The organism is Streptomyces sp. NPDC033845 (assembly GCF_055576225.1).
In genome coordinates this window covers 44,698-68,577 of record NZ_JBVIRI010000013.1, presented here as the reverse complement: position 1 = coordinate 68,577, position 23,880 = coordinate 44,698, and the positions used below count along the sequence as shown (strand labels likewise).

Genomic DNA, 23,880 nt, shown 5'->3' with positions numbered 1-23,880 from the left:
TCACCGGGTCGGGGCGGGCAGCCCACCGGGCGGGACCGGACGGCTCACCGGGTCGGGGCGGGCAGCGCTCCGGCCGCCGCCAGGTCCGCCTCCCGCTCCCGCTCCAGCAGCCGCCGCAGCGGCCCCTCCGCCTCCGCCAGCTCCCGGTAGCCGCCGCGCTGGACGATCCGGCCGGCCTCCAGCACCACCACCTCGTCCACCCGGTCCAGTCCGGCCAGCCGGTGCGTGATCAGTACGGTGGTCCGGCCCTCGGTGGCGGCCAGCAGATCCGCCGTCAGGGCGTCCGCGGTCGCGGTGTCCAGGTGCTCGGCGGGCTCGTCCAGGACCAGCACCGGGAAGTCCGCGAGCAGCGCCCGGGCCAGCGCCAGCCGCTGCCGCTGCCCGCCGGAGATCCGCTCCCCGTGCTCGCCGACCAGGGTGTCCAGGCCGTCCGGGAGGGCATCGGCCCAGTCCAGCAGCCGGGCGCCGGCCAGCGCCGCGCGCAGTTCCCGCTCGGTGGCGGTGGTCCGGGCCAGCCGCAGGTTCTCCCGGACCGAGCTGTCGAAGGTGTGGGCGTCCTGGGCGCACAGCCCGACGAACCGCCGCACCTGGTCGCCGTCCAGCGCCCGGGCGGGGGTGCCGCCCAGGGTGTACTCGCCGCCGGACGGCTCCAGGAAGCGCAGCAGCAGCTGGGCCAGGGTGGTCTTGCCGGAGCCGGAGGGGCCGACCACGGCGATCCGCCGGCCGGCTTCCAGGGTGAGGTCGATCCCGTGCACCGCGTCCCGCTCCTGGCCGCCGTGGCGGGCGGTGAGCCCGGTGAGCCGCAGTGGGAAGGGGGAGGCCGGGGGCTGTTCGGGGCTCACCGGTTCCAGGACCGGCTCGGGGGCGTCGAGGACCTCGTACACCCGCTCGGCGCTGCGCCGGACCCGCTGGCGGTACTGGACGGCCAGCGGCAGCCCGGCCACCGCCTCGAAGGCGGCCAGCGGGGTGAGGACGACCACCGCCATGGCCACCCCGGACAGTCGGCCGGAGGCCACCGCACCCGCTCCGGCGGCGGCCGCGAGCACCACGGTGAGCCCGCAGACCAGGGCGGACAGTCCACTGCCCAGTCCGGTGGCCGCGGCCCCCCGGCCGGCGATCCGGGTGAGCGTACGGTCCACCGTGCGGGCGGCGGCCTTGCGGTCGGGCAGTGCCCCGGCGACGGTCAGTTCGGCCGTCCCGGTGAGCAGTTCCGCCACCCGGGTGGCGAGCTCCCCCCGGGCGGGGGCGAGCCGGCGCTCGGCACGGCGGGAGACGGCCGCGCCGACCAGCGGGACGCCCACCCCGGCGGCGAGCAGTCCGGCGGCGAGCACGGCGCCCGCCTCGGGGAGCAGCCAGCCGGTGAAGCCCACCGAGGCGACGGAGACCAGCAGGCCGGTCCCGGCCGGCAGCAGCCAGCGCAGCCAGTAGTCCTGGAGGGTGTCGGCGTCGGCGACCAGCCGGGCCAGCAGGTCCCCTCGGCGGTGTTCGCGCAGTCCGGCCGGGGCGATCCGTTCCAGCCGTCGGTAGACGGAGACCCGGAGCTCGGCCAGCATCCTGAGGACCGCGTCGTGGGAGACCAGGCGTTCGGCGTAGCGGAACACGGCCCGGCCGATGCCGAAGGCGCGGGTGGCCGTGACGGCCATCATCAGATAGAGCACCGGGGGCTGTTCGGAGGCCCGGGAGATCAGCCAGCCGGACACGGCCATCAGGCCGACCCCGCAGCCGACGGCCAGCGCGCCGAGGAACAGTCCGAGCGCGAACCGGCCGCGCGACTCACGGGCCGCGTCCCGCACCCGCGCGAGGACGCTCCGCCCGCCCGGCGCGGGCCGGTCCGGGGCCATGACGGCCGCTCCGGCCTCTCCGGCATCGGCGTCCGCTCCGGCCTCGCCGGCGGGGTGAGCGGTGTCGGTGCCCGGGCCGAGGATCCAGGACCCGGGGTCCGAGACCTCCGCCCGGACGGCCGGAGCCGCTCCCCCGGCCGGGAGGCCCGGCACCTCGACGCCCACCGCGTCCGCGCCGACCGGGGCCGCGCCGGACGCGTCCGCGGCCGCGGCCGCATCCGAACCGGCCGTCGGCGGGCTCAGCCGGACCACCCGGTCCGCGACGGCCAGCAGGGCCGGCCGGTGGACCACCAGGAGCACGGTGCGGCCCACGGCGAGCCGGCGTACCGCCTCCACCACGGCGGCCTCGGTCTCCCCGTCCAGTGCCGCCGTGGGCTCGTCCAGCAGCAGCACCGGGCGGTCCGCCAGGAAGGCCCGGGCCAGTGCCAGCCGTTGCCGCTGGCCGGCCGAGAGCCCGAGCCCGCCCTCGCCCAGCGCGGTCTCCGCGCCGCGCGGCAGCGCCGACACGAACTCCCAGGCCCCGGCGTCCTTCAGGGCCGTCTCCACGGCCTCGTCGGGGGCGGCGGGGCGGGCCATCCGGACGTTCTCCGCGATGGTCCCGGCGAACAGGTGCGGTCGCTGCGGGACCCAGGCGATCCGCGACCGCCACTCCTCCAGCCCGGCCGGGGAGAGCTCCGCCAGATCGGTGCCGGAGGCCAGCACCCGGCCCGCGGTGGGTTCCACGAAGCCGAGCAGCACCGACAGCAGGGTGGACTTGCCCACCCCGCTGGGCCCGGTGATCGCCACGCACTCCCCGGGCCCGGCCTCCAGGGCCACCGCCCCCGGGGAGTCCTCGGCACGGCCCGGGTGACGGACGGCCAACTCCTGCACGGTCAGCCGGACCGGACCGGCCGGGACCCGGCGGGTCCCGGTGCGCTCCGGCAGCGGGGTCTGGAGGACCTCGAAGATCTCTTCGGCGGCCGCCAGCCCCTCGGCGGCCGCGTGGTACTGCGCGCCCACCTGCCGGAGCGGCAGATAGGCCTCCGGGGCCAGGATCAGGATCACCAGGCCGGTGTAGAGGTCGAGGTCCCCGTGGACCAGCCGCATCCCGATGGTCACGGCCACCAGTGCCACCGACAGGGTGGCCAGCAGTTCCAGGGCGAAGGAGGAGAGGAAGGCGATCCGCAGGGTGCGCAGGGTGGCCCGGCGGTAGTCGGCGGTGATGGAGCGGATGGCCTCGGCCTGGGCCTTGGCCCGGCCGAAGACCTTGAGGGTGGGCAGTCCGGCCACCACGTCCAGGAAGTGCCCGGAGAGCCGGGACAGCAGCCGCCACTGGCGGTCCATCCTGGCCTGGGTGGCCCAGCCGATCATGACCATGAACAGCGGGATCAGCGGCAGGGTGACCACGATGATGGCCGCCGAGACCCAGTCCTCGGTGACGATCCGGGCGAGCACCGCCACCGGGACCACCACGGCCAGCCCCAGTTGGGGCAGATAGCGGGCGAAGTAGTCGTCGAGGGCGTCCACCCCGCGGGTGGCCAGGGTCACCAGCGAACCGGCCCGCTGCCCGCTCAGCCAGCCGGGGCCCAGATCGGCGGCCCGGTCCAGCAGCCGCCCCCGGAGCTCCGACTTGACCGCCGCACTGGCCCGGTGCGCGGCCAGTTCGGTCAGCCAGGCCACCAGTCCGCGCCCCAGCGCGACGGCGGCGAGCAGCAGCAGGGGGGTCCGGAGCGCCTCCCCGTCGAGGCCCTTCTCGAAGGCCCCGACCACGATCTCGGCGAGGAGCATCGCCTGGGCGACGACCAGCCCCGCCCCGGCGAGGCCGAGTGCCACCACCGCGCCCAGGAACAGGCGGGTGGTGCGGGCGTACCGGAGCAGGCGCGGGTCGATCGGTTTCACGTGAAACATGCCCCTCGTGAGTGCGGCGGGTTCCGGGTCAGTGAGCGGCTTCGGCGATGTGCTGGGTGCCGATCCGCTTGCGGAACACCCAGTAGGTCCAGCCCTGGTAGAGGAGCACCACCGGGGTGGCGATGGCCGCGCACCAGGTCATGATCTTCAGCGTGTAGGGGCTGGAGGAGGCGTTGGTGACCGTCAGGTTCCAGGCCTCGTTCAGCGAGGAGGGCATCACGTTCGGGAAGAGCGTCAGGAACAGCATGGCCACGGCCGCCGCGATGGTGACCCCGGACAGTCCGAAGGACCATCCCTCCCGTCCGGCCAGATTGGCTCCCAGCGCGCCCACCAGGGCCAGCACCGCCACGACCATCGCGACCAGGCTCTTGGTGTCGCCCCGGGAGACCTGGGTCCAGATCAGGAAGACCAGGGCCAGCACCGCGGTGACCACGCCCAGCCGGGTGGCGAGCCGCCGCGAGCGCTCGCGGATCTCGCCCACGGTCTTCAGCGAGGTGAAGACCGCCCCGTGGAAGGTGAAGAGGGTCAGGGTGACCAGGCCGCCGAGCAGGGCGTAGGGGTTGAGCAGGTCCAGGAAGGTGCCGACGTACTCCATCTCGGAGTCGATCTTCACGCCCCGGACGATGTTGGCGAAGGCCACGCCCCACAGGAAGGCGGGGATCAGGGAGGTCCAGAAGATGGCCTGCTCCCAGTTCCGCTGCCAGGTGTCCTCGGGCCGTTTGGCCCGGTACTCGAAGGCCACCCCGCGGATGATCAGGCAGACCAGGATCAGCAGCAGCGGGAGGTAGAACCCGGAGAAGAGGGTGGCGTACCACTCCGGGAAGGCGGCGAAGGTGGCGCCGCCGGCGGTGAGCAGCCACACCTCGTTTCCGTCCCAGACCGGCCCGATGGTGTTGATCAGGACCCGCTTCTCGGTGCGGTCACGGGCCAGCAGTTTGGTGAGGACCCCGACTCCGAAGTCGAAGCCCTCCAGGAAGAAGTAGCCGATCCACAGGACGGCGATGAGCACGAACCAGACGTCGTGGAGTTGCATGCTGTGGGTCCTCAGCCTCGGTCAGTAGGAGAAGGCCATCGGACGGTCGGCGTTCTTGTCGTCGCCGCCGATCCTGGTGGGGGGGTTGAGGTCGGATTCGGTGAGCTCGGGCGGGCCGGCCTTGACGTACTTGACCAGCAGCCGGACCTCGATCACCGCGAGCACCGCGTAGAGCAGGGTGAAGCCGATCATCGAGGTGAGCACCTCGGCCTGGGAGACGCCGGGGGAGACCGCGTCCCGGGTGCGGAGGACTCCGTAGACCACCCAGGGCTGGCGGCCCATCTCGGTGAAGATCCAGCCCCAGGAGTTGGCGATCAGCGGGAAGCCCATGGTCCAGAGGGCCAGCAGCCAGTACCACCGGGTGAACTTGGGGTTCAGCGCGGTGTTCTTGAAGAGCACCAGGTGGGGGACCTCGTCCTCACCGGTGCGCAGTCCCGGTGCCAGCATGAACTTCCGGCGGGTGAGCCACAGGCCGGCCATGCCGAGCGCCAGGGAGGTCATGCCGAACCCGATCATCCAGCGGAAGCCCCAGTAGGCGACCGGGATGTTGGGGCGGTAGTCGCCGGGCCCGAACTTCTCCTGCTCGGCCTTGTTGATGTCGTTGATGCCGGGGACGTAGGAGGTGAAGTCGTCGTTGGCCAGGAAGGACAGCAGGCCGGGGATCTCTATCGCCACCTTGTTGTGGCCCTTGTCCACGTCTCCGTAGGCGAACACGGAGAAGGGGGCGGGGGCCTCCCCGTCCCAGAGGGCCTCGGCGGCGGCCATCTTCATCGGCTGCTGCTTGAACATCACCTTGCCGAGGAGGTCACCGCTGATGGCGGTGCCCAGTCCGGCGATGATCATGACCACCAGGCCGAGCCGCAGCGAGGTGCGCATCACCGGGATGTGCTTCTTGCGGGCCAGGTGGAAGGCGGCGATGCCGACCATGAAGGCCCCGCCGACCAGGAAGGCGGCGGTGATGGTGTGGAAGAACTGGGTGAGGGCGGTGTTCTGGGTGAGCACCAGCCAGAAGTCGGTGAGCTCCGCGCGGCCGCGCTCCTCGTTGATCCGGTAGCCGACCGGGTGCTGCATCCAGGAGTTCGCCGCCAGGATGAAGTAGGCGGAGAGGACGGTCCCGATGGAGACCATCCATATGCAGGCGAGGTGGATCTTCTTGGGGAGCTTGTCCCAGCCGAAGATCCACAATCCGATGAAGGTGGATTCGAAGAAGAAGGCGATCAGGGCTTCGAAGGCGAGCGGGGCGCCGAAGATGTCGCCGACGAACCGCGAGTAGTCGGACCAGTTCATGCCGAACTGGAACTCCTGGACGATGCCGGTGACCACGCCCATCGCGATGTTGATCAGGAAGAGCTTGCCCCAGAACTTGGTGGCCCTGAGGTACTTCTGCTTCTCGGTGCGCACCCAGGCGGTCTGCAGTCCGGCGACCAGCGCCGCGAGGGAGATCGTGAGCGGTACGAACAGGAAGTGGTAGACGGTGGTGATGCCGAACTGCCATCGCGCCAGGGTCTCCGGCGCCAGAGCCAGGTCCACGTCGTCTTCTCCTTTTTCGCCGTGGTCACAGCCGCAGTCTGCCTGTTATGTCCCTCACAACCCGGGATGAACAGGACACGCTTGTGAACGCGTTCACATTCACAAGCATTATGTCCTACGGTCTTTTCGGATCTTCCAGGGGGGTCCCCTCTAGCCAAGTAATTCAACAGATTGTTGAATACGGCCCATGCAGATTCGAATCTCCTGGCCCGCCGGCCTGCTCACCGCGACCCTCGACGACACCCCGACCGCCAAGGCCCTCGTCCGGGCCCTGCCGATTTCCGCCACGGCGAACACCTGGGGCGAGGAGGTCTACTTCGACACCGGGGTCTCGGTGGCCCTGGAGCACGACGCCCGCCAGGTCGTGGATCCCGGCACGGTGGCCTTCTGGACCGAGGGGGACGCCCTCGCGCTCCCCTACGGCCCCACTCCCATCTCGCGCGGAGGCGAGAGCCGCCTGGCGAGCCCGTGCAACGTGCTCGGCTCCTTCGACGGCGACCCCCGCCTGCTGGCCACCGTCCGTGACGGCGACCCCGTCCGCGTGGAACTGGTCTGACCGACGCGACCGCCCCCGCCGACCGCCCGACGGCCGCTACAGCTGCTACAGCTGCTTGAAGAAGGCCTCCGCCGTGTGCAGGAAGAGGTCGTTCGCCTCGGTCTCACCGATCGTGACCCGCAGGCCCTCGCCCGCGAAGGGCCGGACCACCACACCGGCCTCCTCGCAGGCCGCCGCGAACTCGGCGGTCCGCTCCCCCAGCCGCATCCACACGAAGTTGGCCTGGGTCTCCGGCACCACGGTCCAGCCCTGCTCCAGCAGGGTCCCGTACACCCGGTTCCGCTCGCAGACCAGCGACCCGACCCGGCCCAGCAGCTCGTCCTCGGCGCGCAACGAGGCCACCGCCGCGTCCTGGGCCAGCTGGCTCACCCCGAACGGCACCGCCGTCTTGCGCAGGGCCGAGGCCACCGGCTCGTGCGCCACCGCGAAGCCCACCCGCAGGCCCGCCAGCCCGTAGGCCTTGGAGAAGGTGCGCAGCACCGCCACGTTGGGGCGGTCCCGGTAGAGCTCGATGCCGTCCGGCACCTCGGTGTCCCGGATGAACTCCCGGTACGCCTCGTCCAGGACCACCAGGACGTCGGAGGGCACCCGGTCCAGGAACCGCTCCAGCTCCGCCCGGCGGACCACGGTGCCGGTGGGGTTGTTGGGGTTGCAGATGAAGATCAGCCGGGTCCGCTCGGTGATCGCCTCCGCCATCGCGTCCAGATCGTGCACATCGCCCGCGGTCAGCGGGACCTGCACCGGGGTGGCCCCGGAGATCCGCGTGATGATCGGGTACGCCTCGAAGGACCGCCAGGCGTACATGACCTCGTCGCCGGGGCCGGCCGTGGACTGGATCAGCGACTGGGCCACGCCCACCGAGCCGGTGCCGGTGGCGATGTGCTCCACCGGGACGCCGAACCGGTCGGCCAGCTCGTTGACCAGCCCGGTGCACGCCATGTCCGGGTAGCGGTTGAAGTTCGCGGCCGCCGCGACCGCCTGCTCCAGCACCCCCGGCAGCGGGGGGTAGGGGTTCTCGTTGGAGGACAGCTTGTACGCCACGGGCCCGCCGGCGGCGGCGGGCTTCCCGGGCTTGTAGGTGGGGATGCCATCCAGCTCGGCGCGCAGCCTCGGGCTCTTCTCGCTCACCGCAGGTCCTCCTCGACCTTCCCGTACGACTCAATACTGCTCACCTTATGAGGATTCCGTCCGGGCGGATACGGCGGGCGCCGGGAAAGAGGGGGAGCGCGTACATATATGCACGCGCCGGTGGCCTGCGCCGTGGCGCGCGTCCCTCGTAGGGGTGAGTTGGTGCGGGCCACCGACCGTTCCGATTTGGCATGCCCCTACCCGACGACAAGCCGCCTCGGCATCAGTACCCGCCAAACCCCTTTGTTTCCAAGGTCATTGGGGGTGGCGAACCATGCAGAAACGTGCCTGTCAACGCGTGCATATGCATACGGACCAGCCACCCCACCGAGCCCTACTATCGGCTCGCCATGACAGCAGCAGGGAAGCATCAGGTGAGCCGGACCGAGACCACCCGGCGTGCCGCCGGCCGGCCGGGCCGCGCGGGGATCAGGGACGTCGCGGCCGCGGCCGGCGTCTCGATCACGACCGTCTCCGACGCGCTCAATGGCAAGGGGCGGCTCCCGGACGCCACCCGCCGCCATGTCCGCGAGGTCGCCGACCGGCTGGGCTACCGCCCCTCCGCGGCCGCCCGCACCCTCCGTACCGGCAAGTCGGGCCTGATCGGCCTGACCGTGACCACCTACGGGGATGAACCTTTCACCTTCACCGAATTCGCCTACTTCGCCGAGATGGCCCGGGCCGCCACCTCCGCCGCGCTCGCCCGCGGCTACGCCCTGGTCATCCTGCCCGCCACCTCCCGCCACGACGTCTGGTCCAACGTGGCCCTCGACGGCACCGTGGTGATCGACCCCTCCGACCACGACCCCGTGGTCACCGAACTGGTCCGCCAAGGCCTCCCGGTCGTCTCCGACGGACGCCCGGCCGGCGCGGTCCCCGTCACCGCCTGGGTCGACAACGACCACGAGGCCGCCGTCCTCAACCTCCTCGACCACCTCGCCGCCGCCGGCGCCCGCCGGATCGGCCTGCTCACCGGCACCACCACCGACACCTACACCCGGCTCTCCACCACCGCCTACCTCAGCTGGTGCGACCGGGTCGGCCAGGATCCCGTCTACGAGTCCTACCCCGCCCACGACCCCTGCGCCGGAGCGGTCGCGGCCGACCGGCTGCTCGCCCGCCCCGACCGGCCCGACGCCGTCTACGGGCTCTTCGACCCCAACGGCACCGATCTGCTGGCCGCCGCCCGCCGCTACGGGCTGCGGGTCCCCGAGGACCTGCTGCTGGTGTGCTGCAGCGAGTCCACCGTCTACGCCAACACCGAGCCGCCGATCACCACCCTCTCCCTCAAACCGCGCCGGATCGGGACCGCCGTCGTGCAGCTCCTGATCGACGCGATCGAGGGGGTCGACACCGGCCGCCCGGTGGAGCAGGTGGTCCCGACCGAGCTGATCGTCCGCACCTCTTCGCAGCGCAGGCAGCCCCGCACCACCGTCAGCCCGCCCCGCTCTCCGGCACGAGACTGAATCAATTACCCCCAAATCAGGCGGAAGAGCTGGTTCCGCCCAGGATTCACCACCCCTGGTGCGTCACAGAGCGCGAGCCGCATTCCTATGATGGGCGCACGACATCACGGACCCTCCGCCGAGGAGGGCAGGAGGGTCCGCAGGTGTACGGCAGCGCGACGGTGGTGGAGGGGTCGATGACTCAGGGGGCCGGTCAGGGACCCGCGACGCGGACGGACACGCTGCGGGACTTCCAGGTCCCCGCCGCCCCGGCCGCCTCCGAAGCGCCGGTGTACGGCGAGTACCCCGCGTACTACGAGGAGTACGAGGACCCCGAGGGCTACACCCCCACCCAGCGGGACCTCCCGGTCATCGGCCGCGGCACGGCCCCCGAAGCCGGCACCGGCGGCCCGGGGGACACCGTCCAGCTCGTGCCCCAGCAGGAACCGGACCGCACCGCCGGCCCCGGCCCGCTCTACGTGGTCGGCGACGTCCACGGCTACCTCGACGAGCTGGTCACCGAACTCCACGCCCAGGGCCTGATCGACGCCGACGGCCACTGGTCGGCCGGCACCGCCCGCCTCTGGTTCCTCGGCGACTTCACCGACCGCGGCCCCGACGGCATCGGGGTGATCGACCTCGTGATGCGGCTCTCCGCCGAGGCCGCCGCCGCCGGCGGCTACTGCAAGGCCCTGATGGGCAACCACGAACTCCTGCTGATCGGCGCCAAGCGCTTCGGCGACACCCCCGTCTCATCCGGCGCCGGCACCGCCACCTTCCAGGCCGCCTGGCTGCTCAACGGCGGCCAGCGCACCGACATGGAGCGCCTGGAGGACGTCCACCTGCAGTGGATGTCCCGGCTGGACGCCGCCGTCCTGGAGGACGGCCATCTGCTGCTGCACTCCGACACCACCGCCTACCTCGACTACGGCAGCTCCATCGAGGACGTCAACGACCGCATCCACGAGCTGCTCAACCTCAACGACGCGGACGAGACCTGGGACCTGTTCCGCAAGTTCACCAAGCGGTTCGCCTTCCGCGACCAGGAGACCGGACCGGTCGCGGTCCGCGAGCTCCTGGACACCTACGGCGGCGGCCGCGTGGTCCACGGCCACAGCCCCATCCCCTACCTGCTGGGCGAGGTCGGCACCGAGGACGGGGACGACAGCCGCGGACCCGAGGCCGTCGACGGCCCGCACGTCTACGCCGACGGCCTGGCCATCGCGATGGACGGCGGGGTGACGATGGCCGGAAAGCTGTTGGTGGTCCGGCTCCCGCTCCAGGACTGACCCCCGCCCCGCGCGGGCCGCGAGGATACCCCCGAGCGGCCCGCGGACCGGCTAATTCCTGAAAGCCCCTGTCAGAGGGCGGGCCCGTCGCTCTACCATCGCTCTATCCGTAGCAGGCTCTCCTCCGTTTGTGTCGGCCGCCCGGTGTCCACGCGGGTAAACCGGCCCCCACGGAGCATCGGGGGTGCACATGACCAATGCCGGGCACCTGCAGGCCGAAGACCGCCCCGAGTTCGACCGAATCCTCGACGACGTACTGCGCACCGCACCCGAGCGGCCCGAACTCGCCGCCCTGGGCGAACGCCTGAACGCCGAACAGCTGCGCACCATGGCCCGCGGCGCCACCGTCCTGCTGGCCACCGCGGCCGCCACCGAGTACGAGCACTACGTGAAGGTGCGCGGCGAACTCCGCGAGGCGGCCCTGGCCGCGCAGGCGGCCGCCACCGCCGAGATCACCGCGGCGGACGGTCCGGTCGGCGCCGGGATCAGCGCGATGATCGCCGTACTGGCCCCGGTCCTGGCGGGCACCGCCATGGTGGTCTTCCTGCTGGTGGGCTGGATCCTGCGGATGTTCGAGCCCGAGCCGGCGCTCGCCGACACCATCCTGACCACCGGCTGGCTGTTCGGCGCGCTGACCGTCCTGTCCCTGCTGTTCGCGGCGGTCGCCCTGCTGGTCACGGCCGTCCGCAACCGCGCCACCGAGGTGCTCGCCGGATCCGAGGAGACTGTGCCGGACGAGGTCCTGCGGGCCCGGGAGGCCTGGCGGGCGGCCCTGCTGGAGCGGGGCATCCTGCCCTTCCTCCGGGAGGCGCTGTCCGGACCCGGCCCGGCCGGGGTGCCGGTGCCGCGGACCCCGAAGGCCGGGCGGATCCCCGACCTGGGCTACACCCGGCCCGACTTCACCAGTCCGGGAGCCCCCTCACAGGGCCCCCGGCCCGGCTACACCGCCCCGGACTTCAGCAGCCCGGACTTCAGCGGACCCGACTACACCGGCCCGGAACTCGGCGGCCGCGACCCCGACGGCCCGGACTCCGGCCGCCCCGGGCCCGCATAGGGGCCGGGCCGGAGGCCGCACCGCCGCTACCCCCACTCGGGTGCGTACCGGACGGCCGCCCGTCCCGGCCCGGCGTGCCGCACCCCGTGCCCGGCCGCCCGTCCCTAGGGTCTCCGGCCGTGAAACTCGATCGAACGACCCGGCCGACCCGGCCGACCCTCTGCCTCTGCATGATCGTCAAGAACGAATCCGCCGTCATCGAGCGCTGTCTGGCCTCCGTGCGGCACCTGGTCGACACCTGGGTGATCACCGACACCGGCTCCACCGACGGCACCCAGCAACTGATCCGCCAGGCCCTGGACGGCATCCCCGGCGAGCTCGTCGAGGAGCCCTGGGTGAACTTCGGGCACAACCGGAGCCGGAACCTCGCCGACGCCCGGACCCTGGCCCGCGGCCGCGCCGACTGGCTGCTGCTGCTCGACGCCGACCTGGTGCTCCGCCAGGACGCCCCGCTGCCCCCGCTGACCGGCGACTCCTATCTGCTGCGGCACGAGGGGCCGACCGAGTACCGGATCAAACGGCTGGTCCGCGCCGCCCTGCCCTGGCGCTACGAGGGCGCCACCCACGAGTACCTGACCTGCGACCGGGCCGAGACCGAGGGCCCGCTGGACGCCCTGACCATCGAGGACCACGGGGACGGCGGCTCCAAGCACGACAAGTTCGAACGCGACGCCCGCCTGCTGACCGCCGAACACGAACGGGACCCGGAGAACACCCGCACCGTCTTCTACCTCGCCCAGACCATGCGGGACATGGGCGACACCGCCGAGGCCGTCCGGCTCTACGAGCTGCGCGCCGCCATGGGCGGCTGGGCCGAGGAGGTGTACTGCTCCCTCCTCCAGTCCGGTGTGCTGCGCGCCGACTCCGGGGACTGGCCCGGCGGCATGGACGCCCTCACCCGCGCCTGGGAGGCCCGCCCGGAACGCCTGGAGGCCTGCTACGAGCTGGCCTCCAGGCTCCGGCTGCGCCACCGGCACCGGGCCGCGCACGCCGTCCTCGGCGCCGTACTGGACCGGCCCGCGCCGGACGACATCCTGTTCACCCAGCCCTGGGTGTACCGGTGGGGGCTGCTCTTCGAGTACTCGATCACCGCCTACTGGGTCGGTGACCACGCCGCGTCCCTGCGGGCCTGCGAGCGGCTGCTGGAGCTGCCCGACCTGCCGGCCGCCCACCGCCGGCAGACCCTCCTCAACCGGGGTTTCGCCCTGGACCGGCTGGGGGGAGTCCCGGCCCAGGCCTGAAGCCCGGACCAGACCTGGACCAGACCTGGGCCGGACCGGGCCCGGGCCGGGCCGGGCTTCAGGTCCGCCGGTCAGCGGTCCCCGACGGCCCGCCGCCGCAGGCCGGGCTCGGTCAGCGCGGCGGGCTGCCAGACGCCGTCGGGCCGGTACAGATCGGTGCCCGGCGGCACGATCTCGTCGATCCGGTCCAGGGTCGCGTCGTCCGGCACCACCGACACCCCCTTCAGCAGGGACTGGAGCTGCTCCATGGTCCGCGGCCCGATGATCACCGAGGTCACCGCCGGGTGCACCAGCGGGAAGGCCACCGCCAGCTCCGGCAGGGTGCAGCCGAAGGCCTCGGCCACCTCGATCAGTTCCCCGGCGGCCTCCAGCTTGGCCTGGTTCCCGGGTATGGACGGATCGAAACGCGCCGGGGTCAGCGCCGCCCGGCCGCGGTTCATGTCGACCTCCCGGCCGGCCCGGTAGCGGCCGCTGAGGAACCCGGAGGCCAGCGGACTCCAGGTCAGCACCCCCATGCCGGTCCGCTGGGCCACCGGCAGCACGGCCCGCTCCACGCCCCGCGCGAGGATCGAGTACGGCGGCTGCTCGGTCCGGAACCGCCGCAGCCCGCGCCGCTCGGCCACGTGGTGTGCCTGCACGATCTCCTCGGCCGGGAAGGTGGAGCAGCCGAAGGCGCGGATCTTGCCGGCCGTCACCAGGTCGCCGAGGACCCCGAGGGTCTCCTCGATGTCCGTCCGCGGGTCCACCCGGTGCACCTGGTAGAGGTCGATCACCTCGGTGCCGAGCCGGGTCAGGCTGTCCTCCACCGCCCGGGTCAGCCAGCGCCGGGAGTTGCCGCTCCGGTTGCGGCCCTCGCCCATCGGGAAGTGCCCCTTGGTGGCGAGCACCACCTCGTCCCGGCGCGCCCCCCGGAGCGCCTTGCCGACGATCGTCTCGGACTCCCCGGCCGAGTACATGTCGGCGGTGTCCACGAAGTTGATGCCTGCGTCCAGGGCCGCGTGCACGATCCGCACGCAGTCCTCGTGATCCGGGTTGCCGACCGCCCCGAACATCATGGTGCCGAGGCACTGCACGCTCACTTCGAGTCCGGTCCCGCCCAGGAACCTGTATCGCATGGTCATGACCGGGGACCCTACGAGTTGGAGCGCGCTCCAGGGCAAGGCGTTTCCGCCGCGGCGGGACGCCGCCCGCGAGAGTGGTCGTCCTCTCACGGGCGGCGCCGATCCCAGGTCCCCCCCTCGGGCCCTCGGATTCCCCCGGTCGGTGGGCCGGCCCGCCGGTCCGGCCTCCCGGTCAGTCGGCCAGCGGCAGATAGACCCGGCCGCCGGAGGCCGCGAACTCGGCGGACTTCTCCGCCATCCCGGCCTCGATCTCCTCCGCCCTCAGGTCCCCGCCGTGCTGCCGGCGGATGTCCTGGGAGATCTTCATGGAGCAGAACTTCGGACCGCACATGGAGCAGAAGTGCGCGGTCTTGGCCGGCTCGGCGGGCAGCGTCTCGTCGTGGAACTCGCGCGCCGTGTCCGGGTCCAGGGCCAGGTTGAACTGGTCCTCCCAGCGGAACTCGAAACGGGCGTCGGACAGCGCGTCGTCCCATTCCTGGGCGCCGGGGTGGCCCTTGGCGAGGTCGGCGGCGTGCGCCGAGATCTTGTAGGTGATCACACCGGTCTTGACGTCGTCCCGGTTGGGCAGGCCCAGGTGCTCCTTGGGCGTGACGTAGCAGAGCATCGCGGTGCCCCACCAGGCGATCATCGCGGCGCCGATGCCCGAGGTGATGTGGTCGTAGGCGGGCGCGACGTCGGTGGTGAGCGGGCCCAGGGTGTAGAACGGGGCCTCCTCGCAGATCTCCTGCTGGAGGTCGATGTTCTCCTTGATCTTGTGCATCGGGACATGGCCCGGGCCCTCGATCATCGTCTGGACGTTGTGCCGCTTGGCGATGGTGTTGAGCTCGCCCAGCGTCCTCAGTTCGGCGAACTGCGCCTCGTCGTTGGCGTCCGCGATGGAGCCGGGGCGCAGGCCGTCGCCGAGGGAGTACGTGACGTCGTACGCCGCGAGGATCTCGCAGAGCTCCTCGAAGTGGGTGTAGAGGAAGTTCTCCTGGTGGTGCGCCAGGCACCAGGCGGCCATGATCGAGCCGCCGCGGGAGACGATGCCGGTCTTGCGACGGGCGGTCAGCGGGACGTACGGCAGGAGCACGCCGGCGTGCACCGTCATGTAGTCCACGCCCTGCTCGGCCTGCTCGATGACGGTGTCCTTGTAGATCTCCCAGGTGAGGTCCTCGGCGCGGCCGTCGACCTTCTCCAGTGCCTGGTAGAGCGGGACGGTGCCGATCGGGACGGGGGAGTTGCGCAGCACCCACTCGCGGGTGGTGTGGATGTTGCGGCCGGTGGAGAGGTCCATGACCGTGTCGGCGCCCCACTTGGTGGCCCAGGTCATCTTGTCGACCTCCTCCTCGATGGAGGAGGTGACGGCGGAGTTGCCGATGTTGGCGTTGACCTTCACCAGGAACCGCTTGCCGATGATCATCGGTTCGATCTCGGGGTGGTTGACGTTCGCCGGGAGCACCGCGCGGCCGGCGGCGATCTCCTCGCGGACCACCTCGGGGGAGACGTTCTCGCGGATCGCGACGTACTCCATCTCCGGGGTGATCTCGCCGCGGCGGGCGTACGCGAGCTGGGTGACGGCCTGGCCCCCGCGGCCCCGGCGGGGGAGCCGCGGACGGCCCGGGAAGACCGCGTCGAGGTTCTTGAGGCCGCCGCGCGGCGAGGTGTGCCGGATGCCGTCGTCCTCGGGGCGGGCCGGACGGCCGGCGTACTCCTCGGTGTCCCCCCGGGCGATGATCCAGTTCTCGCGCAGCGGGGCGAGTCCACGCCGGACGTCCGTCTCGATCTGCGGGTCGGTGTACGGGCCGGACGTGTCGTACAGGGTGACGTCCTTGCCGTTGGTCAGGTGGACCTGGCGGACCGGCACCCGGATGTCGGGGCGGGAGCCCGCGACGTATCCCTTGTGCCAGCCCGGCTTGCGCTCCGCGCCTTCCTGGCTGACGGCAGGCGTGTGTGCATCCTGAATGGTCATGAGACCTGATCTCCCTACGCCGGCATTACCCGGTAACAGGTTCGGCGGTCGACGCAGCCTCCTCCCGTACCTGCGTACGGTGATCAGCGCCCTCTCAGCCCGGTGCTCCGAGCTCCCGCGTTGTGCAAAGTAGCCCCCACGCTAGCGTCATGTGTGGCGTGCTGAACAGTGGGCCCCCTCATCTCTTGCGATGATCAGCCGGTGACGTCCTCGCCGCAGCCCCCCACCGGCCCCACCGAACCCACGGGTAGCACGGGCGGTCCCGGCCGCCCAGCACCCGGCCACGACAGCCACGGCGGGCACGGCCCTGGCGGCCACGACCACGACGGGCACGATGACGGCGGGCACGGCGGGCACGGCCATGGTGGCCATGGCGGGCACAGCCATGGGCACAGCCACGGGCACGGGCCGGCCGCTCCGGTCTCCCGGCATCTGCGCAAGGTCATCGCCGCGGTGCTGATCCCGTTCGCCACCGCCGTCCTGGTCGGGCTGGTGGTGCTGTGGCCCGGCGGGGCCCCCGGCCACGAGCGGACCGGGGTCGGCTTCGACCGGCAGACCCGGGCCGCCAAGGTGGTGGCGCTGGAGACGGTGGACTGCAAGTCGGTGAACGCGGGGCAGGTCCCGCCCACCGGCGACAGCTCCACCCCGGAGGGGCGCGAGGCGCTGGCCGCGGCGAACGGCACCTGCAAGAAGGCCACCGTCGAGGTCAGCGGCGGGCCCGACAAGGGCCGCACCTTCGTCGAGATCGTCCAGCCGGGCGCCCCGCGGCAACTCGCCGACGGGCAGGAGGTGGTGGTGGCCTACGCGCCGGACGCCCCGCGCGACCTCCAGTACTCCGTCATCGACGTGAACCGGAAGCTGCCGATGGCCCTGCTGGCCGCGATCTTCGCGATCGCGGTGGTCGCGGTCGGGCGGCTGCGCGGGCTGTTCGCCCTGATCGCCCTGGCCGTGAGCTTCGGGGTGCTGACCCTGTTCATCCTCCCCGCCATCCTGCAGGGCTCCAACCCCCTGGTGGTGGCGGTGGTCGGGGCCAGCGCGATCATGCTCATCGCGCTCTACATGTGCCACGGGCTGACCGCCCGGACCTCGGTGGCCGTGCTCGGCACCCTGGTCTCGCTGCTGCTGATCGGGCTGCTCGGCTCGTTCTTCATCGACTGGGCGTTCCTCAGCGGCAACACCGACGACAACACCGGTCTGATCCACGGGCTGTACCCGGAGATCGACATGAGCGGTCTGCTGCTGGCGGGCGTGATCATCGGATCGCTCGGTGTGCTGGACGACGTGACGGTCACCCAGACCTCGGCGGTGTGGGAACTGCACGCGGCGGACCCGGCGATGGGGCCGAGGGCCCTGTACCGGGCGGGCATCCGGATCGGCCGCGACCACATCGCCTCGGTGGTCAACACCCTGGTGCTGGCCTACGCGGGTGCCGCCCTGCCGCTGCTGCTGCTCTTCTCGATCGCCAACAGCAGCATGGGTTCGGTGGCCAACAGCGAGCTGGTGGCCGAGGAGATCGTCCGGACCCTGGTGGGCTCGATCGGGCTGGTCGCCTCGGTTCCGGTGACAACGGCCCTTGCGGCGCTGGTGGTTTCGGCGGACCGGCCGGGGTCCCCGGCCGCCGCACCGGCCGGTTCGGGGCCGGTGCGCGGCGGTCGTGGCCGTCGCCGCAAGCGCTGACGGCGGGCGCCCGGCCCGCGTCCGGCCCGCGTCCGGTCGGTGGGCAGCCGGTGCCCGACCGGTGCCCGGCTCGTGTCGGCCGCTGCTCAGCCCGCGTTGCGCCCGTTCTGCCCGGCGCCTTCCAGGATCCTGACGAGCGCGTCGTCCAGGTTCTCCTCGAAGTCGCCGAGGTCGCGCTCCCGGCCGAGCGGCACCAGTCGGTCGGTCCGGTCGAGGAAGGCCACCAGGGGTGCCGCGCCGGCCCGGAACAGGGCCCGGTCGCTGCCGACCTGGAGCCGGATGTGGACGTCGGACAGCTCCTCGGGGTCACTGGGGGCGATGTGCACATCGCCGTCCCCGCACGGCTTGTTGATGCCGTCGAGGAGCAGCTCCCGGCCGAACGCCCAGGTCACGGGCGCGTCTCCGGGGAGGTGGAAGGTCAGGCGCACCGCGTAGGGATCGCGGGCCTCGTACCGGAGCTCCACCGGGATCCGGAACGAGAGCTCCTCGGAAACGAGGAAGCTCATCATGACCTCTGCCTGTACCGACTCGCGCATGCCTACCCCGCAATGTTGGGAAGTGGCCAGGAATGGTCCCCCAAGGCCGTCTTGACAATCGTGGTGGACGCGCTAGCAGATCACAAGGAGTGAGTTTTCAGATACTGATAGAGAAGGAGAGCGTGCTCAACAGCGCGCCTACTTCATTCCGTAGTCGATCGAGTGCATAGAGCAACCGGTCTTCTTGGTGCAAAGGCAGCGAAATCGCCAGGGTTGCCGCCGCATCACCGGTCGCGATCGGAATCGCGCCGCATACCGTGCCCAGCACGTACTCCTGACGCTCCGTAACCGGACCCGTCCGACCCATGGCGGAAATTCGCCGTTCCATTCCCTTCATGTCCCGGACGGTGTAAGGGGTGATGGCGCCGACCGGATGGCGGTCGTAGTGGTCCCGACGGGCCTCCGGGTCGAGTTGGCCGAGCAGGCACTGGCCGATGGCGTGCGCGTGGCCGGTCTCCCGGAAGTCCGCCCACTCCTCGCAGGCGGGGTCGGTGGCGGTGTCACAGACTCCCAGGACCTCGATCTCGCCCTCGCGGTAGACCGCGAAGTAGACCGGAGCGCCGACCACTTCACGGAAGTGCGGCAAGGAGTCGAGGATCATGCTGCGACGTTTCTGCTGCACTCCGGCGCAGGCCAGCCGCTCAGCCGCGCCGCCGAGCAGGAACACCCCGTTCTCGCGCCGCAGATATCCCTCGTGGGTGAGCGTGCGCAGCAGGTGGTAAGCGGTGGGGAGCGGGAGCCCGGCCTCGCGCGCCAGCAGTTTGGCGGGAGCTCCCCCGCTATGGGATCCCGCCGCTTCGAGGAGCCTCAGCGCCCGCTGCACCGAACCGATCAAGGTCGGCACGGCGGCATTGCCAGCCGAAGACACAGCTCACCCCCGAGGCGTGACGGCGGGGGCTCGGGTGCCCGGGCACGGCACGGATGGTGACCCTATCCGCCGGCGGCCCGGGAACCGCCGGTTCGGGTCCCCAGGGGCCCGACGTTCGCCCGGGCGGCCCAATGCGCTGGGCCGTCGGGGCTACCAGCCGCCGCCCGAGGACTTCGAGGCGCCGTCCCCGCCGAACCGCTTCACCACGAAGACCAGACCGCCGACCAGCGCGACGAACAGCAGCACCTGGAGGGCGAAGGTGATCAGCGCGCTCAGGATGCTGGTGATCAGTCCGCCGAAGACGAACAGCGCCAGCACCGGAACCGCGACCCACTTGACCCACCAGGGCATGCCTGCGAACACCTGCCGGATGCCGTCCATGGCTCGACCTCTCTCCTCTTCCCGCCGTGTCACTTCCTGTCTTCGAGACTAGGAGGCGACCGGCCGGAAAGGGGGGCTCCGGGCCCCCGCCGTCCCCTGAACCGCCCCCTAGGGGGCCGGCGCTTCGGACCCGTACGCCCCGGGGACTCAGCCCTCCGGAGGAGAGAACACCACGAGCACCTTCAGGTCCTCGCTGATGTGGTGGAAGCGGTGCGGCACCCCGGCCGGCACGTAGACCACGCTGCCCCGGGCCACCGTGGTGGTCTCCTCCCCCACGGTGATCGAGGCCCGCCCGCTCACCACGAAATACACCTCGTCCTGCTTGTGGGGGGACTGCGGGTCGCTCTGTCCGGCATCGAGCGCGTACAGCCCGACCGACATGTTCCGCTCACGCAGGAACTGCAGGTACGCGCCCTCGTTCGCGACCCGCTCCGCCTCCAGTTCGTCCAGCCGGAACGCCTTCATGTTCCCCTTCACCCTTTCTTCCGCTTCTCTGCAACGATCGGACCCATGACGAACTTCGTAGTCAAGACGCTCGCCAACGCGGCCGCCCTGGCCGTCGCCATCTGGCTGGTCTCCGGGATCACCCTGACCGGTGAGAACACCGGCCACAAGGCCCTCTCCCTGGTTCTGGTCGCTCTGGTCTTCGGGCTGGTCAACCTCATCGTCAAGCCGGTGGTGAAGCTCCTGTCGCTGCCGCTGTTCATCCTGACCCTCGGGCTGTTCACCCTGGTGGTGAACGCGCTGATGCTGATGCTGACCTCCTGGCTGGCCGACAAGCTCGACCTCGACTTCCATGTCAACGGGTTCCTCAGCGCCCTGGTCGGTGGCCTGATCATCTCCATCGTCTCCTGGGCCGTGAACATGGCCCTCCCCGACAACTGAGCCGGCCCGTGTACCGCGTCTGCTTCGTCTGCACCGGCAACATCTGCCGCTCGCCCATGGCCGAGGCCGTCTTCCGCGCCCAGGTCGCGGAAGCCGGCCTGGCCGGACGGGTCCGGGTGGACAGCGCCGGCACCGGCGGCTGGCACGAGGGCGACGGAGCCGACCCGCGCACGGTCGGCGTCCTGGAGTCCGCCGGCTATCCGCAGGACCACCGGGCCCGGCAGTTCCGGGCCTCCTGGTTCGGCGAACTCGACCTGGTCGTGGCCCTGGACGCCGGGCACCTGCGCGAGCTCCGCGCCCTCGCCCCCACCCCGGCCGACGCCGCCAAGGTCCGGCTGCTCCGCTCGTACGACCCGGCCGCCGGCCCGGGCCCCGGCACCGACGGGCAATGGGACGTACCCGATCCGTACTACGGCGGGCTCGACGGGTTCGAGGAATGCCTGGAGCTGGTCGAGGCCGCGGGCCCCGGCCTGCTGGCCGCCGTACGCATGGCCCTCGCCCCACCCCCGGCCGAGCAGCATCCCAAGGAGCAGAACAGATGACCAGCACCCCCCTCGGCGACGGCACCCGGGCCGTCCGCGCCGGCCTCCCCGAGCCCGTCAAGAACCAGCCCACCCTGCCGGGCCCGGTCTTCGCCTCGCACTTCCACCTGCCCGGCGAGGTGGACGGCCCGTACACCTACGCCCGCGACACCAACCCCACCTGGACCCTGCTGGAACGGGCCATCGGCGAGCTGGAGGCCCCCGGGGAGGAAGGGGTGGAGACCGTGGTCTTCGCCTCCGGCATGGCCGCGGTCTCCGCCGTCCTGCTCTCCCAGGCCCGGGCCGGGGACACGGTGGTGCTCCCCGACGACGGCTACCAGGTGCTCCCGCTGGTCCGCGAACAGCTGGAGGCGTACGGGATCCGGGTGCGGACCGCGCCCACCGCGCGGGAGGCCCAGCTCGCCGAGCTGGACGGGGCCCGGCTGCTCTGGATCGAATCCCCCTCCAACCCGGGGCTGGACGTCTGCGACATCCGGCGGCTGGCCGAGGCCGCCCGGGCCGGCGGCACCCTGGTCGCCGTGGACAACACCCTGGCCACCCCGCTCGGGCAGCGGCCCCTGGAACTGGGCGCGGACTTCTCCGTGGCCAGCGGCACCAAGGGGCTCACCGGCCACGGGGACCTACTGCTGGGCTACGTCAGCTGCCGGAACTCCGAGCTCGCCGCCGGGATCCGGCGCTGGCGCAAGATCGTCGGGGCCATTCCCGGGCCGATGGAGGCCTGGCTGGCCCACCGCTCGCTGGCCACCATCCAGCTGCGCACCCACCGGCAGTGGGCCAACGCCCTGGCCCTCGCCGAGGCCCTGGCCGAACGGCCGGAGGTGACCGGACTGCGCTACCCCGGCCTCCCCGGGGACCCCTCGCACAAGACGGCCGCCCAGCAGATGCGCGGCCACGGCTCGGTGGTCTCCTTCACCCTCGCCGACCGCGACCACGCGGACCGCTTCCTGCGGGCCCTGACCCTGGTCGAGGACGCCACCAGCTTCGGCGGGGTCCGTTCCACCGCCGAACGGCGCGGACGCTGGGGCGGGGACGCGGTCCCCGAGGGGTTCATCCGGTTCTCCGCCGGTGCCGAGGACACCGAGGACCTGGTCGCGGACGTGCTGCGGGCCCTGGACCGGACGGCCGGAGGCGCCTGAGGCGTTTCAGAAGTCCGAGACCGGGCCACTCTTCTTCCATGACCGAACGTCCCGTGGTCAAACGCACCGCCCGCGCGATCCTGCTCGACGGTGACGACCTCATCCTGATCAAACGAACCAAGCCCGGAATCGACCCGTACTGGCTGACCCCCGGCGGGGGAGTGGAGCCATCGGACGCCACCGTCGTCCACGCGCTGCATCGCGAGATCCATGAGGAACTCGGCGCGAAGATCACCGATGTGGTGCCGTGCTTCGTCGACACCGTCGAGCACATCGCCGACGGAGGCGTCACCGGCTGCAAGGTCCAGCACTTCTTCGTCTGCCGACTGGAATCCATGGACCCCGGGCTGCGCCACGGCCCCGAAGTCGACCATCCCGAGGGCGAGTACGAGATCGTCCGGGTGCCCTTCAGCAGGGTCGGCATCGCGGCGGTCCATCTGGTTCCGCTGTCCCTGCGGCACTACCTCGACGGGAACATCGAGGGCGTCCGCGCCATGCACGCGCCCGACCTGGGCTGACCTCCGGCGCTGAGGGGCCCGCCGCGGCCCCTCAGCCCGCGACCGCCGGCCCCGGCCGTCAGCCGGCGACTCCCGCTCCGGCCAGTTCCTCCACCGCGTCGTGCCGGATCCGGTCCCCCGGTATCCCGATCCGCTTCAGCGCGTCCACCCCGGTTCTGATCAGCCCGGGCGGCCCGGATATGAAGGCGTCGTACGAGCTCCAGGGCCCGTTCTCGCCCACCGCCTGGGGCAGCTGGCCGGCCAGCCCGTCCCCCACCACCGGCCGCACCGACAGCCAGGGATGGGAACGCTGGAGGCCCAGCAGGGTGTCCTTGTCGTACAGGTCCCCGTCCGAGCGGGCCCCGAAGAACACCTCCACCGGGCGCCGCTCCCCGTGCTCCGCCACATCCTCGATCAGCGCCTTGATCGGGGCGATCCCGGTGCCGCCGCCGAGGCAGAGCATCCCGTTGTCGGTGCTGTGGTCCACCACCATCGAGCCGGCCGGCGGGCCCAGCCGCAGCACGTCCCCGGGCCGGGCGTGCCGGACCAGGGCGTTGGAGACCCAGCCGGCCGGGACGGCCTTCACATGGAAGGACAGCAGCCCGTCCGAGCGGGGGGCCGAGGCGAAGGAGTAGTGCCGCCACACCCGGGGCCACCAGGGGGTCTCCAGGCTGGTGTACTGCCCGGCCAGGAAGGGGTACGGCTGGTCCGGGCGGACCGTCACCACCGCGATGTCCGGGGTCCGCAGATCATGGGCGACCACCTCCGCCTGCCACCAGGGCGGGGTGTGCTGTCCGTCCTCGGCGGCCGCGTCGATCATGATCTGGGAGATGGCGGTGTACGTCCGCACCCAGGCGGCCTCGGTCTCCGGGCCCCAGGTCCGCTCGGCGTACCGGGACAGCGCGCCGATCAGCGCCTCACCGATCACCGGGTAGTGCTCGGAGCGGGTCCCGTACTTGCGGTGGCCGGTGCCCAGCCGCCGCAGATAGTCCGTGAGCACCTCGGGGTCGTCGATGTGCTCGGCGGCCGTCAGCAGGGCCTTCAGCAACCGGTCGCGCTGCACGTCCATCGCCACCGGGAACATCGACCGCACTTCGGGGTGGCCGGTGAACACGAGCGCGTAGAAGAAAGAGGTCACCTTGTCGGCGACGGGTGCGATCTCCGTAAGGGTGCGGCGGATGAGCACGGCATCGGGGGAGGGCTCCATGAGTTCGCAGCATGCCAGCCCGGTATCGGTGCTGCGGGCAATTGCGCAAATTCAGCGCTTCGAACCCCCTTTCCC

21 protein-coding genes are annotated in these 23,880 nt (G+C 71.8%); 10 read left to right on the top strand and 11 right to left on the bottom strand.

All coding sequences use genetic code 11. The features are described from left to right. Nucleotides 1-44: 44 nt before the first annotated feature. Genes cydD through ACZ50K_RS25990 form a run of 3 tightly spaced genes read right to left on the bottom strand, consistent with a single transcriptional unit; the run spans nucleotide 45 to nucleotide 6,291 of the window. Nucleotides 45-3,719 carry a thiol reductant ABC exporter subunit CydD gene (cydD, locus tag ACZ50K_RS26000; protein WP_468907365.1) on the bottom strand — a complete coding sequence of 1,225 codons (3,675 nt, stop codon included), beginning with the start codon at nucleotides 3,717-3,719 and terminating at the stop codon, nucleotides 45-47. Between the two features lie 37 nt (nucleotides 3,720-3,756). Beyond that, complete coding sequence (gene cydB / locus ACZ50K_RS25995) at nucleotides 3,757-4,761, bottom strand: cytochrome d ubiquinol oxidase subunit II (RefSeq protein ID WP_468907364.1); 1,005 nt, start codon at nucleotides 4,759-4,761, stop codon at nucleotides 3,757-3,759. A gap of 21 nt (nucleotides 4,762-4,782) precedes the next feature. Next, nucleotides 4,783-6,291 carry a cytochrome ubiquinol oxidase subunit I gene (locus ACZ50K_RS25990; RefSeq protein ID WP_468907362.1) on the bottom strand — a complete coding sequence of 503 codons (1,509 nt, stop codon included), beginning with the start codon at nucleotides 6,289-6,291 and terminating at the stop codon, nucleotides 4,783-4,785. 187 nt (nucleotides 6,292-6,478) lie between these two features. Between ACZ50K_RS25990 and ACZ50K_RS25985 the strand changes: the two genes are divergently transcribed. Then, complete coding sequence (locus ACZ50K_RS25985; protein ID WP_468907360.1) at nucleotides 6,479-6,847, top strand: cyclophilin-like fold protein; 369 nt, start codon at nucleotides 6,479-6,481, stop codon at nucleotides 6,845-6,847. A 45-nt stretch (nucleotides 6,848-6,892) separates the two neighbouring features. Here the strand turns inward: ACZ50K_RS25985 and hisC are convergent, their stop codons facing one another. After that, the gene (gene hisC / locus ACZ50K_RS25980) at nucleotides 6,893-7,975 is read right to left on the bottom strand and encodes a histidinol-phosphate transaminase (RefSeq protein WP_468907358.1); all 1,083 of its coding nucleotides are present in this window, start codon (nucleotides 7,973-7,975) and stop codon (nucleotides 6,893-6,895) included. A gap of 350 nt (nucleotides 7,976-8,325) precedes the next feature. On the opposite strand from hisC, the gene ACZ50K_RS25975 reads away from it, so the two are divergent. From ACZ50K_RS25975 to ACZ50K_RS25960, 4 genes are all read left to right on the top strand, one after another. Next, the gene (locus ACZ50K_RS25975; RefSeq protein WP_468907357.1) at nucleotides 8,326-9,441 is read left to right on the top strand and encodes a LacI family DNA-binding transcriptional regulator; all 1,116 of its coding nucleotides are present in this window, start codon (nucleotides 8,326-8,328) and stop codon (nucleotides 9,439-9,441) included. A 161-nt stretch (nucleotides 9,442-9,602) separates the two neighbouring features. Further along, nucleotides 9,603-10,709, top strand: a complete 1,107-nt coding sequence (locus tag ACZ50K_RS25970) for a metallophosphoesterase (RefSeq protein ID WP_468907566.1) — start codon at nucleotides 9,603-9,605, stop codon at nucleotides 10,707-10,709. A 184-nt stretch (nucleotides 10,710-10,893) separates the two neighbouring features. Next, nucleotides 10,894-11,763: a hypothetical protein gene (locus ACZ50K_RS25965; protein ID WP_468907356.1), complete on the top strand. Its 870-nt coding sequence runs from the start codon at nucleotides 10,894-10,896 to the stop codon at nucleotides 11,761-11,763. A gap of 170 nt (nucleotides 11,764-11,933) precedes the next feature. Beyond that, entirely contained in the window at nucleotides 11,934-13,004 is a 1,071-nt protein-coding gene (locus ACZ50K_RS25960) for a glycosyltransferase (RefSeq protein ID WP_468907354.1), read from the top strand. A gap of 71 nt (nucleotides 13,005-13,075) precedes the next feature. On the opposite strand, the gene ACZ50K_RS25955 is transcribed toward ACZ50K_RS25960, so the two are convergent. Both ACZ50K_RS25955 and thiC read right to left on the bottom strand, forming a co-directional pair. Next, nucleotides 13,076-14,119 (bottom strand): aldo/keto reductase, encoded by a 1,044-nt coding sequence (locus ACZ50K_RS25955; protein ID WP_468907564.1) that lies wholly within the window; start codon nucleotides 14,117-14,119, stop codon nucleotides 13,076-13,078. Between the two features lie 178 nt (nucleotides 14,120-14,297). Then, the gene (gene thiC, locus ACZ50K_RS25950; protein WP_468907352.1) at nucleotides 14,298-16,076 is read right to left on the bottom strand and encodes a phosphomethylpyrimidine synthase ThiC; all 1,779 of its coding nucleotides are present in this window, start codon (nucleotides 16,074-16,076) and stop codon (nucleotides 14,298-14,300) included. A gap of 201 nt (nucleotides 16,077-16,277) precedes the next feature. Between thiC and ACZ50K_RS25945 the strand changes: the two genes are divergently transcribed. Continuing rightward, nucleotides 16,278-17,753: a YibE/F family protein gene (locus ACZ50K_RS25945; protein ID WP_468907351.1), complete on the top strand. Its 1,476-nt coding sequence runs from the start codon at nucleotides 16,278-16,280 to the stop codon at nucleotides 17,751-17,753. Nucleotides 17,754-17,839: 86 nt separating this feature from the next. On the opposite strand, the gene ACZ50K_RS25940 is transcribed toward ACZ50K_RS25945, so the two are convergent. The 4 genes from ACZ50K_RS25940 to ACZ50K_RS25925 all read right to left on the bottom strand — a co-directional run bounded on the left by ACZ50K_RS25940 (nucleotide 17,840) and on the right by ACZ50K_RS25925 (nucleotide 20,003). Further along, nucleotides 17,840-18,289: an SsgA family sporulation/cell division regulator gene (locus ACZ50K_RS25940; RefSeq protein WP_468907349.1), complete on the bottom strand. Its 450-nt coding sequence runs from the start codon at nucleotides 18,287-18,289 to the stop codon at nucleotides 17,840-17,842. A gap of 97 nt (nucleotides 18,290-18,386) precedes the next feature. Further along, on the bottom strand, nucleotides 18,387-19,124 hold the full coding sequence (locus ACZ50K_RS25935; protein WP_468907563.1) for an IclR family transcriptional regulator: 738 nt from the start codon (nucleotides 19,122-19,124) through the stop codon (nucleotides 18,387-18,389). Between the two features lie 183 nt (nucleotides 19,125-19,307). Continuing rightward, the gene (locus ACZ50K_RS25930; RefSeq protein ID WP_468907347.1) at nucleotides 19,308-19,538 is read right to left on the bottom strand and encodes a DUF5326 family protein; all 231 of its coding nucleotides are present in this window, start codon (nucleotides 19,536-19,538) and stop codon (nucleotides 19,308-19,310) included. Nucleotides 19,539-19,685: 147 nt separating this feature from the next. Then, nucleotides 19,686-20,003: a cupin domain-containing protein gene (locus ACZ50K_RS25925; protein ID WP_468907562.1), complete on the bottom strand. Its 318-nt coding sequence runs from the start codon at nucleotides 20,001-20,003 to the stop codon at nucleotides 19,686-19,688. Nucleotides 20,004-20,048: 45 nt separating this feature from the next. On the opposite strand from ACZ50K_RS25925, the gene ACZ50K_RS25920 reads away from it, so the two are divergent. From ACZ50K_RS25920 to ACZ50K_RS25905, 4 genes are read left to right on the top strand one after another with little or no spacing between them, the layout of a single operon-like run. Next, nucleotides 20,049-20,423: a phage holin family protein gene (locus ACZ50K_RS25920; protein ID WP_468907345.1), complete on the top strand. Its 375-nt coding sequence runs from the start codon at nucleotides 20,049-20,051 to the stop codon at nucleotides 20,421-20,423. An 8-nt stretch (nucleotides 20,424-20,431) separates the two neighbouring features. Beyond that, nucleotides 20,432-20,965 (top strand): low molecular weight protein-tyrosine-phosphatase, encoded by a 534-nt coding sequence (locus ACZ50K_RS25915; protein ID WP_468907344.1) that lies wholly within the window; start codon nucleotides 20,432-20,434, stop codon nucleotides 20,963-20,965. After that, nucleotides 20,962-22,101 (top strand): cystathionine gamma-lyase, encoded by a 1,140-nt coding sequence (locus ACZ50K_RS25910; protein ID WP_468907342.1) that lies wholly within the window; start codon nucleotides 20,962-20,964, stop codon nucleotides 22,099-22,101. Before ACZ50K_RS25915 ends, ACZ50K_RS25910 begins: the two co-directional genes overlap by 4 nt. Nucleotides 22,102-22,139: 38 nt before the next feature. Beyond that, entirely contained in the window at nucleotides 22,140-22,619 is a 480-nt protein-coding gene (locus ACZ50K_RS25905) for an NUDIX domain-containing protein (RefSeq protein WP_468907340.1), read from the top strand. A gap of 58 nt (nucleotides 22,620-22,677) precedes the next feature. Here ACZ50K_RS25905 and ACZ50K_RS25900 read toward each other — a convergent pair whose 3' ends face one another. Continuing rightward, entirely contained in the window at nucleotides 22,678-23,805 is a 1,128-nt protein-coding gene (locus ACZ50K_RS25900) for a globin domain-containing protein (protein ID WP_468907338.1), read from the bottom strand. Nucleotides 23,806-23,880 lie beyond the last annotated feature (75 nt).